Source organism: Enterobacter sp. 118C5 (assembly GCF_034107645.1).
GTDB lineage: Bacteria > Pseudomonadota > Gammaproteobacteria > Enterobacterales > Enterobacteriaceae > Enterobacter > Enterobacter nematophilus.
The window spans coordinates 59,464-72,763 of sequence record NZ_JAWNEU010000001.1 but is presented as its reverse complement, the minus strand read 5'-3'; the positions used below and the strand labels follow the sequence as shown (position 1 = coordinate 72,763).

Below are 13,300 nucleotides of genomic sequence, written 5' to 3'. Positions count from 1 at the left end.
AGAGATTAATAGAAATATTTTGCAATATTTTTACTAATTTAATTACATTTATTTTTGAACCAAATTAACAATCCGTAGAATAGTATCAACCACGTAATTACGGAGGGTGATTACATATATTCATATTAATTATCTTTAAAGGGAATATATAATGAAAAGAAAAGTTCTGGCAATTCTTGTACCCGCTTTATTAATGGCTGGCGCAGCGCATGCGGCTGAAATGTACAACAAAAACGGCAACAAAGTTGACCTGTACGGCAAAGTTGACGCGCGTCATACCTTCTCTGACAACCCTGGCGACGATGGCGATGAAACCTATGTACAGATTGGTTTCAAAGGCGAAACGCAGATCGCTAACGAGCTGACCGGTTATGGTCAGTGGGAATATAAAACTTACGCTAACGATACCGAAGGCGCCGGTAAATCATTTAACCGTCTGGCATATGCTGGCCTGAAATATGGCGAATACGGTTCATTTGACTACGGCCGTAATTATGGCGTCGTGTATGACGTTGAAGCCTGGACCGATATGCTGCCGGTATTTGGCGGTGATTCTTATACCTGGACCGATAACTTCATGAACGGTCGTGCTAACGGTCTGGCAACCTACCGCAACGCCGATTTCTTCGGTCTGGTTGAAGGTCTGAACTTCGCGCTGCAGTATCAGGGTGCGAACGAGGGCCAGTATGCTCAGGAAGACCAGGAAGGCACCAAAAACGGTCATGATGACGTACGCTTCCAGAACGGCGACGGCTATGGCATGTCTACTTCCTATGACTTCTCCGGCGACCTGTCCGGCCTGAGCCTGGGTGCGGCATACTCTTCTTCTGACCGTACCAACGCACAAGAAGCTGTGGGCGTAAATAACGCGCGCTTTGCCAGCGGTAAAACCGCAGAAGCATGGACTCTTGGCGCGAAATATGATGCCAATAACATCTATCTGGCAATGATGTACGCTGAAACCCGCAACATGACTCCATATGGTGATTATGGAATCGCGGATCAGACCCAGAACTTTGAAGCAGTAGCACAGTACCAGTTCGACTTCGGCCTGCGTCCATCCCTGGCATGGGTTTACTCCAAGGGTAAAGACATGACTTACCCAGGCAACGCCAGCAACCCTCAGGGTCAGTCTGGTGATATGGACCTGGTTAACTACATCGACCTGGGTATGACCTACAGCTTTAACAAGAACTTCTCTACCTATGTTGACTATAAAATCAACATGCTGGACAACGATGAACGCTTCTATGAAGCAAACGGCATCTCTACCGATGACATCGTTGGCGTAGGCATGACCTACCAGTTCTAATCGCCAAAAACATTAAAGCCCGCATTCGCGGGCTTTTTTCATTTCAAGGCCGCGTTTACGGCGCTTCCTGCAGCGCCACGCGAATAAACCCGTTATTCTGCGCCAGCAGCTCGTGGGCTTTCCACGCATCCAGACCGGTCAGCACCATCAGCACCGCCGTTTTACAGTGATGGTTACAGCTCTCCAGCGCGGCTTTTGCCTGCGCACGGGTGCATCCCCCCGCCTCCATCACGATGGCGATTTGCCGTTCGGCCCATTTAGTGTTGCTTGCCTCAAGATCCACACGCAGGTTGCTGTAAACGCGTCCGGTGCGAACGGCCAGCCCGGTGGTAATCATCGAGAGGATCATTTTTTGCGCGATCCCCGCCCTGGTATTGAGATACCCGGCAACCACATCGGCCCCCAGTTCCGGGGCAACTACGATGCTTGCCAGCTGCGCCGCTTCACTTTGTGCATCACCGGTGATGACCGCAACCGGTGCCCCCAGCGACCAGGCATGCCGCATCGCTCCCCAGACCCACGGCGTTTTTCCGCTGACGGTCACCGCCAGCATCATATCGTGTTCACCAAATTTGATGGCCTGCAGGTCAGCGACCCCGCGCTCGTAGCTCCCTTCTCCCTCTCCTGCCGTCACGGCAATTACCGGAGTTTTACCCGGCGCATAGTCATCCGCAGCCTGCCGTGCGGTGCAGCCCGACGGTCCTGCCCCGACGATGACCAGACGGCCACCGTGGTTGAGCGCCGCGGTGGCGTTATCCACCACGCGGGAGATTGTCGTTAAGCAGGGTGTTATAGCAGCAGAAATGCGTGCATCTTCCTGGTGAATAACCTTCAGCATGTCCAGCGTGGACAATCTATCTATATTCATCGTGCTGGCGTGCCGTCTTTCCTTGACTGAACCGGTAAGCGTAATGCTCATAAACAGCCTCCTTATTATGAGTACCCACACACTATAAAGTGTTTTATATAGATGACCTGCGAGTGGGGTCACGAAAAGAAGAGCAAATCGACGCTTTTACATGGCTTTAAGAAAAGCCCATCATCAGCGATAATCACCCCCTTTCTTAATCATCGCGGAGTGTTGATGAGCGATTTGCAGCCTTTCCCTCTGACGCGCAAGCGCCCCATGAAACTGTACACGCTGGTCACGTTAATGGTGTCCGCGATTATCGCCTCTGTGCTGCTGGTAGTTTTTGCGCTCTATTCCGTGCAGATCACCCGGGCGACCCGCGATGATGTAAAAGATACCGCTCTGGGCATCGCCCGCACGCTGGCCGACAGCCCGGAGATCCAGCGCGGCCTGATGCAGTCGCCGCAGGCCGACATCATTCAGCCCATCGCCAAAGCCGTCACCCAACGCAACGATCTGCTGCTCACCGTGGTGACCGACATGCGGGGAATACGCTACTCGCACCCGAACGAGGCGCTCATCGGCCTGCATTTCATCGGCAACGATCTGGAGCCCGCGCTGGAGGGCAAAGAGAATGTCTCGGTTAACCGCGGCGCCCTCGCCGAAGCGCTTCGCGTTTTCACGCCGGTCTATGACAGCCAGCACGATCAGATCGGGGTCGTCGTGGTCGGCATCTCCCTGAAGAAGGTGGAAGACCAGATAGCCCGCGGGCGGCTTAACGCGCTCTGGACGATTTTGTTCAGCATCTTTATGAGTTCGATGGCGATTTGGGGTCTGGTACGGGTGCTGAAGCGCATTCTTTTCGGGCTCGAACCCTATGAAATCTCCGCCCTGTTCGAACAGCGCCAGGCGATGCTGCAGTCGCTTCGCGAAGGGGTACTGGCCGTCGACATTCACGGTCGCGTGACGATGATTAACCACACCGCCAGAGAAATTTTACTCCTGCCCTCGGGCAAGCAGACGGAAAACGCCAGCGCTCCCCTTCTGGCCAGCCTGCGGGAGGTTTCAACGACGGGCGTCGCGCTTCAGGATCGAGAGATCAGCTGTAACGGTCGGCTGCTATTGTGCAACATGGTGCCCGTCAAAAGCCAGGAGCGTGTCATCGGTGCGATAGCCACCTTCCGCGATAAAACGGAAATCAGCCAGCTGATGCAGCGTATCGATGGCATGGTCAACTACGTCGACGCCCTGCGCAGCCACACGCACGAGTTTATGAATAAACTGCATGTGATCCTGGGCCTGCTGCACATGAAGCGCTACGACAAGCTGGAGGAGTACATCATCCAGACGGCGCATAACTACCAGACGGATATCGGTACGATCCAGAGCAAGGTAAAGTCCCCGGTCGTTGCCGGGTTCCTGCTGGGCAAAATCAACCGGGCGAAAGAGGCCGGCGTTACCCTGACGCTGGCGGATGAATGCCTGATCCCGGATACCGCCAGCGAAGAGCAGGTTGCGGTGCTGATTACCGCACTGGGTAATCTAATCGAAAACGCGCTCGACGCGATGGCAGGACAGCCGGAAGGCGAGATTGGTCTGCTGCTGCATTACCAGAATGGCTGGCTCAGCTGTGAAGTCAGCGACGATGGCCCCGGCATTGATCCCACTCAGCTGGAGGCTATTTTTACTAAGGGGTTCTCAACAAAAGGTGAAAACCGCGGCGTTGGGCTGTTCCTTGCTCGCCAGCAGATCCAGAACCTGGGCGGCGATATTACCGTCGAGTCTGAGCCTGGCGTATTTACCCAATTTTTTGTTCACATCCCCTGGGATAGCGAGAGGAATATCGCGTGATAAATGTATTAATTGTCGATGATGATGCCATGGTGGCTGACCTCAACCGTCTGTACGTCAACCGCGTTGAAGGCTTTAGCTGCTGCGGCGTCGCCTCCACGCTCAGCCAGGCCAGGGCCATTATCAATAACCCCAGCCAGCCTGTCGATTTGGTGCTGCTGGACGTCTATATGCAGCAGGATAACGGGCTGGATCTGCTGCCCGACATTCGCGCGTCAGGCCGCCCGATTGATGTGATTATGATCTCCTCGGCCGCCGATGCCGCCACGATCCAGACCTCCATCCACTACGGCGTGGTGGATTATCTGATAAAGCCGTTCCAGTTCCCGCGCTTTGAAGAGGCGCTGAACGGCTGGAAGGCAAAGCACAGCCTGATGGGCTCGCATCAGTATTACGAGCAGGCGGACGTCGACCGGCTGATCCACGGCGGCGCGCCGGAGCTGGCGGACAGTAAAAAATTGCCGAAGGGGTTAACGCCGCAAACGCTGCGCACGATTTGCCAGTGGATTGACGGCCACCCGGAGACGGAATTTTCCACCGACGATCTGGCTAACGCAGTCAATATCTCCCGCGTCTCCTGCCGTAAGTACCTGATTTGGCTTGCGCAGATCAACATTCTGTTCACCAGCATTCACTACGGTGCCACAGGCCGCCCGGTGTATCGCTACCGCTTACAGCCGGAACAGATCGGGCTGCTCAAACAGTACTGTCAGTAACGCGGTAGCTCTCGTCCAGAAGGGTAAAACGGAAGTGGTGTGCTGAAGAGAACACCACTTCTTTTGTTTTGGTCACAAAGATAGCTTCTATATCGGCGCGCGCGCGCAGGGCGGCGCAGCCCTTCTCTACCCCCATGCCGTACATCAGCGTGGTCCAGATATCACCGTCGATGGAATCTTTTGAAATGATGGTGACGCTCTCCAGCTCGTTGTCCAGCGGGTACCCGGTACGCGGGTCGAGAATGTGGTGATAGCGCTTGCCGTTCTGCTCGAAGTAGCGCTCGTACGTTCCCGAGGTCACCACGGAGAGGTTCTCCACCGTCATCGCACCGATCAGCGCGCCACCGGCGAACGGTTTTTTCAGCCCCACGCTCCAGCCCCCTTCCGGCGAACCTAACGTCTGGATGTTTCCGCCGAGGTTGATCAGCCCCAGCTCAGCGCCCTCTTTACGCAGGTAGTCCCGCACCCGGTCGGCGATATAGCCTTTGGCGATGGCACCCAGGTCAACCTCCATCCCCGCTCTGGCCAGAAACACGCTGCTCTGCGCCTCATCAAGGATGACATCCTCGGGCCGGGTTATCGCCAGCAGGGACGCAATGTCATCAGCAGGCGGAACGCTGTCTCCCTGAAAGCCAATCTTCCAGCACTTCACCAGCGGGCCGATCGCCAGGTTAAAGGCGCTGTTTTTAATCAGGCTTGCCGCTTTGGCACAGCGGATGAGCTCAAACACCGGACGGCTGACGGTAACCGGATGTTGGCCCGCCGCATGGTTGATGTCCATCACCTGGGAATGCGCGCGGTTAACGGTGAGGAGATCTTCGTACTGTTTAATCAGGCGGAAAACGCGGGACGCGAGAGCTTCGTCATGGGAGAAGAGCTTCAGGAGAATGGGCGAGCCCATCAGAACGGCGGAGTAGCTGTAAACGCGATGGCTATCAGGCATAGCATGAGTCCTCAGATGTAGCCCCGGCAGGCACCGTGCCGCCGGGGAAACAGGAGCCTTACGTTCTTTTTGAGCGCATCGCCGCCTGATGTCCGGCAAGGGTACCAAAAATAATGATATCTGCCACCGCGTTACCGCCGATACGGTTGCCGCCGTGAATGCCCCCGACCACTTCACCCGCCGCGAATGCCCCCGGCAGCACGTTGTGGTTGCTGTCCAGCACGCAGGTTTCGGTGTTGATGGTCACGCCGCCCATGGTGTGGTGCACGCCCGGCGCAATCTGAATGGCGTAGAACGGCCCTTCGTTGATGGGCGCACGCAGCGCGGTGGTGCGGCCAAAATCATCGTCGTGCTGTTTTTCCACAAAGCCGTTGTAGCGCTCAAGCGTTGCCAGGAACTGGTGATAATCCATACCCAGCGCTTCCGCCAGGGCTTTCGGCGAGCTGGCGCTGGTCACGAAGCCTTTTGCGATGTACTCATCCGCGGCTTTGTTTTTAGCACGAACGTGCTCGTCAAAGACGATGTACGCGTATTTTTCCGGCAGCGCGATGATTGACGCCGAGACTTTATCGCGGGTCGACATTTCGTTGTAGAAGCGGTTGCCCTGCTGATTGACCAGAATCGCCCCGCCGCCGCGAATGGATTCGGAAATCAGGTACGAGGTTTTCTGCTCAACGGTTGGGTGGATCTGAATTTCCCCCATATCCACGGTGCCTGCGCCAATACGTTCCAGCAGCGCGATACCGCCGCCGGTCGCCCCTTTATGGTTAGTCGTGACGAACCCTTCCAGATCCGGGCGGTATTTCACCACCATCTGGCTGTTGGCGCTGAAGCCGCCGGTTGCCACGATCACGCTTTTAGCTGCCACGGTGACGGTTTCGTTCTCTTCAGTGGTCAGGCACACGCCGGTCACTTCACCGTTCTCGAAGATGATGTCGCTGACGGAGGTATCCAGCATCACTTCAATGTTGCGCTTGTTGACGTTACGCACCAGGCCGCTGATCAGGTAGCCGCCCACCGCCGAGCCGTCTTTTGGACGGTGCGTACGGTCAATGCTCATCCCGCCGGTGGTGGTGATGTCGTTCAGCATGATGCCGCGCGCTGCCAGCCACTCAATCGCTTCCGGCGCGTTCTCGACAAAGCGACGCAGCAGTTCCGGGTCGTTCTTGTTGCCGCCGCCTTTCAGGCTTTCCTGATAGAACAGCTCTTTGCTGTCCTGAATGCCCTTCACGCGCTGGAAGCGGGTTTCTGCGGCGTTCATCCCGGCAGAGGCTTTAATGGTGTTCCCGCCGATGGTTGGCATTTTCTCGACGATCAGCACGCTTGCGCCTTCGTCGTGAGCCTGAATGGCCGCCGCCAGACCGGCGCCGCCGCTGCCGACCACCACCACGTCCACGCTGCGGGTTTCGTTCGGGTCAACGCCCTCTTCCGCAGCCAGCGCCTTGCTGGATTTCAGCATCGCTTTAGAGACCGCTTTTTTCACCGCCTCGCTCTGGCTGGTTGCGCCGGTAATGGCATCCACGTGCGGGGTATTGGCATCCAGAATGCGGGTGCGGATCTCTTCAAAGCTGGTGACAAACTCAACGTCTTCACTCGGGCCGGAGGCGAGCTCGATGTCCGCAATGCGGTCGGTTTCGAGGCTGACGTTAATCACCAGTTCGTTAGCGTCGTCCTGCACTTTCTCAACAAAGGTGCCGGGTTTGAATTTGGACTCGCCCATGCTCATGTCGCGGATCATCGCTTCCACCAGCGAGAAGCGCCACAGCGGTTCAGGAATGCTCAGTTCCTCGCGTCTGGTGCTGTCCATAAATAGCTCAAGGCTTTCGCCCGCCGCGATGCGGTCGGTCCAGTCCGGGTAGGCAATGGTGGCGCGGCCAACGGCAATCAGGTCGTAACCGTGGTCCAGCGCTTCATTCACGTCTGACGCATTCACCACGCCGCCCACGCCCATCACCGGAACCTGCGCCAGCGTTTCAGAGCGCATCGCGCAGTATTTTTCGATCAGCGGCGTCGGGTCCTGGGTGTCAACAATGGAAGGACGCAGGGTGGCGCCCACGGAGAAGTGCAGATAGTCCACGCCGCGCGCCGCCAGTTTCTCCAGCAGGTACATGGTGTCCTCAAAGCGGATGCCCGGTACTTCGAGTTCTTCAGGGGAGAAGCGGTAGCCGATGATGAAGGCGTCATCGGCGTACTGGCGCACCATTTTGTGGGTAATATCCAGCACCGCCAGCGGGAACTTCGCGCGGTTGTCGCGGCTGCCGCCCCACTCGTCGTCGCGCTGGTTGGAGTTTGGGGAGTAGAACTGCTGAATCAGATAGGTGTTCGCCCCGTGGATCTCCACGCCGTCGAAACCGGCCTGGATGGCGCGGCGCACGGCTTCACCAAACTTGCCGATCATGCCTTCCACTTCTTCTGCGGTCAGGGCAACCGGCGTCGCGGCACCGTCACGCGGCGCGGCCACGGCGCTTGGGCCCACCGGAGTACGGCCACCGATCAGTTTCGGGTCAACCATGCGGCCGCCGTGGTAGATCTGCAGCAGCGCCTTAGAGCCTTTGGACTTAATGGCCTCGGCGATTTTCGCCAGCCCGGCAATTTTCTCGTCGTTATCAATCCCGATCGCCCCCGGGAAGGCGAGACCGAGATCGTCGACAAAGCAGCACTCCACGATGATGGTACCAATGCTGCCGGAACGGGCCCGATAGTACTCCACCAGCTCGCTGGTGACGGTGCCGTCATAGTAGCCGGTACAGGTTGTCATCGGGGCCATTAACAAACGGTTTTTCAGTTCAGTGCCATTCGGTAATGTGAAGGGGCTAAGAATGCGTTCGTTAGTGCTCATAATAGAAACTCCAAACTTTTAAAAATTGAGAATTCGTTATCGGATTGGTTTTTTATTTCGTCGTTATTTGCCGATGTCATGATATTAATATAATGATTTTTTTAGTTTCTAAAGCTATTACGTTAGTTAAAAAACTATTTAATCCCTGCAATAACACTAATAATACATTGGTGTTAGCGATTGTCATTCAGGCATTTACAATATTTTAAAATTCGTTAAATAAAGAATGGTAAAACCATTTCACCAAAAATCAAAAAGTTCAAAATGAATCAATAAGATAGATTGAAATTAAAATTTAGCCTGTTACAAAAATGATAAAATAAACCCGCAAAAAAGATAATAACCACATACGCCAGAGTGGTTATTAATAAAAGCATAAAAATAACGCTGCAATTCTGTTTTTTTGATCTCGATCAATAGTTATGGCATTCAAAAGCGCAATATAAAAACATCATCATTTTTTAATTTAACGCAGGAAAAAAAGCGTTAAATCGCTATTACTGAAAATACAAGAAAGCACCTTTAATAACTAAAAAAAGCAAAGAAACTTAAGAAAGCAATTTTGTTTTTCAGTGCGACCGAATTTTTGACAACTTAAGACGTGAAACTATGAATACAAAAACTGCTGTAACGCCCCCCGTGGCGAACCAGGCATCAAATGGAAACGCAAAACGACTGCTGATGATGGCGTTACCCGTCATCGTCGCCGTACTGCTGCTGTTTGTTCCCGTTCCTGAAGGCTTGCCGCCTTACGCGTGGCACTACTTCGCTATCTTTGTCGGCGTGATCGTTGGTTTGATCTTCGAACCGCTGCCTGGCGCGGTGATCGGCCTGACCGGCGTGGTCGCCATTGCCCTGTGCAGCCAGTGGGTGCTGTTCAGCCCCGATCAGCTGGCTGACCCGAAATTCAAGCTGGCGGGCGCCTCCTTTAAATGGGCGGTGAGCGGGTTTGGTAACTCCACCGTCTGGCTGATCTTCGGTGCCTTTATGTTCGCCGCAGGCTATGACAAAACCCGCTTCGGCCGCCGTCTGGCGCTGATTCTGGTGAAGTACCTCGGCCGTCGCAGCCTGACGCTAGGTTACGCCATTACGTTTGCAGACCTGCTGCTGGCACCGTTCACTCCGTCCAATACCGCGCGCAGCGGTGGGACCATCTACCCGATCATCGCTAACCTGCCGCCGCTGTACGGTTCAAAACCCAACGACCCAAGCGCGCGCAAAATTGGTTCATACCTGATGTGGGTGGCAATCACCGCGGCCTGTATCACCAGCTCAATGTTCCTCTCCGCCCTTGCGCCGAACCTGCTGGCGCTGGCGCTGGTGAAAAGCACCGTAGGGATTGATATCTCCTGGGGCACCTGGTTCCTCGCCTTCCTGCCGCTGGGTATCCTGCTGATTCTGACCATGCCGCTGCTGGCCTACTGGTTCTACCCGCCAGAAGTGAAGGTGAACAATGAAGTGCCGCTGTGGGCAACCCGTGAGCTGGAAAAACTCGGCAAGCTGTCCCGCAATGAAATTCTGCTGCTGGTTTTCGTCTGCTGCGCGCTGCTGATGTGGATTTTCGCCGCCGCGTGGATTGAGCCTGCAATGGCGGCCCTGCTCATCGTCGGGCTGATGCTGTGGACCGGCGTGCTGGAGTGGAACGATATTACCGGCAACAAAGCCGCGTGGAATACCTTCGTCTGGTTTGCCACCCTGGTGGCGCTGGCGGACGGCCTCTCCTCTACCGGCTTTATCAGCTGGCTGGGTAAAGAAGGCGGCCTGCTGATGAGCGGTATCTCTCCGGGCGTCGCGACCATCGTCCTGCTGCTGGCGTTCTACCTGCTGCACTATCTGTTTGCCAGCACCACCGCGCACACTACCGCGCTGCTGCCAGCGATGCTGACCATCGCCTCCACCATTCCGGGCATGAATATGGAAGTGTTCGTCCTGCTGATGGTGACCTCCCTGGGCGTGATGGGGATTATCACCCCGTACGGTACTGGCCCAAGCCCGATTTACTACGGTAGCGGCTACCTGCCAACCAAAGACTACTGGCGCCTCGGCACCATCTTCGGTGCCATCTTCCTGGCGGCCCTGCTGCTGATTGGCTATCCGTGGATGTCCATGATGTTCTGATTCCTGACCGCCGGACGTTTCCTCCGGCGGTTTTATTTTTGTGGAGCAATACTATGTCGAATAAACCGTTTTTTTATCAGAACCCCTTCCCTCTTTCCCATGACGACACCGAATACTACCTGCTGACCAAAGAGCACGTCTCCGTAGCCGAATTCGACGGCCAGGAAGTGCTGAAAGTGGAGCCGGAAGCGCTGACCCTGCTGGCGCAGCAGGCCTTCCACGACGCCGCGTTTATGCTGCGTCCTTCCCATCAGAAGCAGGTTGCCGCGATCCTGAATGACCCGGAAGCCAGCCAGAACGATAAGTACGTTGCCCTGCAGTTTCTGCGTAACTCTGAAATTGCCGCAAAAGGCGTGCTGCCAACCTGCCAGGATACCGGCACGGCGATCATCATGGGCAAAAAAGGCCAGCGCGTCTGGACCGGCGGCGGTGACGAAGCGGCCCTGAGCCAGGGCGTGTATAACACCTACATTGAAGATAACCTGCGCTACTCGCAGAATGCGGCGCTGGACATGTATAAAGAGGTGAATACCGGCACCAACCTGCCCGCGCAGATCGATCTCTACAGCGTGGACGGGGACGAATACAAATTCCTGTGCATGGCAAAAGGCGGCGGCTCTGCTAACAAAACCTACCTCTATCAGGAAACCAAAGCGCTAATCACCCCGGCGAAGCTGAAAAACTACCTGGTTGAGAAGATGCGCGCCCTGGGTACCGCGGCCTGCCCGCCGTACCATATCGCGTTTGTGATTGGCGGGACCTCAGCGGAAGCCACGCTGAAAACCGTGAAGCTGGCCTCCACCCGCTACTACGACGCGCTGCCAACCGAAGGCAACGAGCACGGCCAGGCGTTCCGCGACGTTCAGCTGGAACAGGAGCTGCTCCAGGAAGCGCAGAACCTCGGCCTCGGCGCGCAGTTTGGCGGAAAATACTTCGCCCACGACATCCGCGTGATCCGCCTGCCGCGCCACGGCGCCTCCTGCCCAATCGGCATGGGGGTCTCCTGCTCCGCTGACCGCAACATCAAGGCGAAGATCAACCGCGACGGGATCTGGATTGAGAAGCTGGAGCACAACCCGGGCCAGTATATTCCTGAATCACTGCGCCAGCAGGGCGAAGGCGACGTGGTAAGCATCAACCTGAACAAGCCGATGAACGAGATCCTGGCGCAGCTTTCCGCGCACCCGGTCTCTACCCGCCTTTCGCTGAACGGCACCATTATCGTGGCGCGCGACATCGCCCATGCGAAGCTAAAAGAGCTGCTGGATAACGGCGAAGCGTTGCCGCAGTACGTCAAAGATCACCCGATCTACTACGCGGGTCCGGCCAAAACCCCGGAGGGCTATGCGTCTGGCTCACTCGGCCCGACCACCGCGGGGCGTATGGACTCCTATGTGGACCTGCTGCAATCCCACGGCGCGAGCATGATCATGCTGGCGAAAGGCAACCGCAGCCAGCAGGTGACCGACGCCTGCCATAAGCACGGCGGCTTCTACCTGGGCAGCATCGGCGGCCCGGCGGCGGTGCTGGCGCAAAACAGCATTAAGAGCCTGGAGTGCGTGGCCTATCCTGAGCTGGGAATGGAAGCCATCTGGAAAATCGAAGTCGAAAACTTCCCGGCGTTTATTCTGGTGGATGATAAAGGCAACGATTTCTTCCAGCAGATCCAGAACCAGCAGTGCAAAGGCTGTTCACAGCGCTGAGTGCTTCCATACGTCCGGCAAGAGCGACAGCGTTTCAGCGATCGTGCTGCGCTTGTCGCTCCCCGGCTTCCAGATGGTGACCATCGTCTGACCAATTCCCTGGCTGCCCACTTCAGTGTGCAGCCTTTTTACATTTTGCCACTGACCGGCATGAAAATGCGTTGGTAAGAATCCCCAGCCGCAGCCGCGTTCCAGCAGACCGCGCAGCATCTCAGGTTCGTTGGTAAAGAGGGTATGCCCGGAGATCTGCAGGCGGCGCGCCACCGGCTCGTCCGAGGCGGGGTGCATGACGACCTGGGGCACCAGGGAGAGATCGAGCAGCGACAGAGGGGAAGCACTGTCAGCAAACAGCCCGCTGGCGGCATAAAAATCCATATCAATGGCGCCGAGGGCGCGCCACTCCATGTCATTGCCCACGCTGCGGTTGCGCGCCTGGCAGATGGCCAGGTCCGCGTCGTTGTTCGCCAGCAGCCGTTCCGATTCATCCCGAGAGGTGCAGATAAGGCTCAGCCGGACTTTTCGCGCCACCATTTCAGCAATCACCCCGTGCAGAAAGGCTCTGGGCGTAAAAGGATCGTAGGCCAGCGTCAGGTCCTGCGTGGCACCGTGCGGCACCTCTCTGGCAAACGCCTCAAAGGCTTTAACCTGCCGCATCAGCAGGTGCGCCTGGCGCTGAAGCTGCTCGCCTTCCGGCGTGAGCCGTAGGGTGCGGCCGTCGCGAATAAACAGCGCGTAGCCCAAGCCATCCTCAAGAAAATCAACCAGATCGCGTAGCGTCGTGCGGTCCTTCTTCAGCGCCACCGCGGCTTTACTCAGGCCCCCGTTCTCGGCCACGGCGGTAAATGCCTCGAGCTGTGCAAAAGAGTAAATCAGTCCCGCCACGCTACGCTCCCTCTGTTTTACAGGGGGATTTTCCCCCACTACGCGTTTTTTATTATAGCCCCGGGGTTTTTAAACTGAAGCCGTTC

At 56.2% G+C, this 13,300-nt stretch carries 9 protein-coding genes; 5 read left to right on the top strand and 4 right to left on the bottom strand.

The window, feature by feature from the left end; genetic code table 11:
- Nucleotides 1-151 precede the first annotated feature (151 nt).
- Complete coding sequence (gene ompC / locus UTO39_RS00315; protein ID WP_320726172.1) at nucleotides 152-1,312, top strand: porin OmpC; 1,161 nt, start codon at nucleotides 152-154, stop codon at nucleotides 1,310-1,312.
- Nucleotides 1,313-1,367: 55 nt separating this feature from the next.
- On the opposite strand, the gene UTO39_RS00310 is transcribed toward ompC, so the two are convergent.
- Nucleotides 1,368-2,231, bottom strand: coding sequence for an N-acetylmuramic acid 6-phosphate etherase (locus tag UTO39_RS00310; RefSeq protein ID WP_320726171.1), 864 nt, complete (start codon nucleotides 2,229-2,231; stop codon nucleotides 1,368-1,370).
- A 165-nt stretch (nucleotides 2,232-2,396) separates the two neighbouring features.
- Here UTO39_RS00310 and UTO39_RS00305 point away from each other — a divergent pair, with 165 nt between their 5' ends.
- Both UTO39_RS00305 and dcuR read left to right on the top strand, forming a co-directional pair.
- Nucleotides 2,397-4,013 carry a sensor histidine kinase gene (locus tag UTO39_RS00305; RefSeq protein ID WP_320726170.1) on the top strand — a complete coding sequence of 539 codons (1,617 nt, stop codon included), beginning with the start codon at nucleotides 2,397-2,399 and terminating at the stop codon, nucleotides 4,011-4,013.
- Entirely contained in the window at nucleotides 4,010-4,729 is a 720-nt protein-coding gene (gene dcuR / locus UTO39_RS00300; protein WP_151413384.1) for a two-component system response regulator DcuR, read from the top strand. Before UTO39_RS00305 ends, dcuR begins: the two co-directional genes overlap by 4 nt.
- Here dcuR and UTO39_RS00295 read toward each other — a convergent pair.
- The gene (locus UTO39_RS00295; RefSeq protein ID WP_320726169.1) at nucleotides 4,710-5,672 is read right to left on the bottom strand and encodes an FAD:protein FMN transferase; all 963 of its coding nucleotides are present in this window, start codon (nucleotides 5,670-5,672) and stop codon (nucleotides 4,710-4,712) included. The genes dcuR and UTO39_RS00295 overlap by 20 nt on opposite strands.
- 58 nt (nucleotides 5,673-5,730) lie before the next feature.
- Entirely contained in the window at nucleotides 5,731-8,511 is a 2,781-nt protein-coding gene (locus UTO39_RS00290) for a flavocytochrome c (protein WP_320726168.1), read from the bottom strand.
- Between the two features lie 609 nt (nucleotides 8,512-9,120).
- Here UTO39_RS00290 and UTO39_RS00285 point away from each other — a divergent pair.
- Nucleotides 9,121-10,629, top strand: coding sequence for an anion permease (locus UTO39_RS00285; RefSeq protein ID WP_023312327.1), 1,509 nt, complete (start codon nucleotides 9,121-9,123; stop codon nucleotides 10,627-10,629).
- 53 nt (nucleotides 10,630-10,682) lie between these two features.
- The gene (gene fumA / locus UTO39_RS00280; protein WP_320726167.1) at nucleotides 10,683-12,332 is read left to right on the top strand and encodes a class I fumarate hydratase FumA; all 1,650 of its coding nucleotides are present in this window, start codon (nucleotides 10,683-10,685) and stop codon (nucleotides 12,330-12,332) included.
- Here fumA and UTO39_RS00275 read toward each other — a convergent pair.
- Nucleotides 12,321-13,214, bottom strand: a complete 894-nt coding sequence (locus tag UTO39_RS00275) for a LysR family transcriptional regulator (protein ID WP_061097738.1) — start codon at nucleotides 13,212-13,214, stop codon at nucleotides 12,321-12,323. The two genes, fumA and UTO39_RS00275, sit on opposite strands and share 12 nt — an antisense overlap.
- Nucleotides 13,215-13,300 lie beyond the last annotated feature (86 nt).

Coding starts and splice junctions, on each gene's coding strand:
- UTO39_RS00290 (WP_320726168.1), bottom strand. CDS start 8,511: ATGAGCACTAACGAACGCATTCTTAGCCCCTTCACATTACCGAATGGC.
- UTO39_RS00285 (WP_023312327.1), top strand. CDS start 9,121: ATGAATACAAAAACTGCTGTAACGCCCCCCGTGGCGAACCAGGCATCA.
- fumA (WP_320726167.1), top strand. CDS start 10,683: ATGTCGAATAAACCGTTTTTTTATCAGAACCCCTTCCCTCTTTCCCAT.
- UTO39_RS00310 (WP_320726171.1), bottom strand. CDS start 2,231: ATGAGCATTACGCTTACCGGTTCAGTCAAGGAAAGACGGCACGCCAGC.
- ompC (WP_320726172.1), top strand. CDS start 152: ATGAAAAGAAAAGTTCTGGCAATTCTTGTACCCGCTTTATTAATGGCT.
- UTO39_RS00295 (WP_320726169.1), bottom strand. CDS start 5,672: ATGCCTGATAGCCATCGCGTTTACAGCTACTCCGCCGTTCTGATGGGC.
- UTO39_RS00305 (WP_320726170.1), top strand. CDS start 2,397: ATGAGCGATTTGCAGCCTTTCCCTCTGACGCGCAAGCGCCCCATGAAA.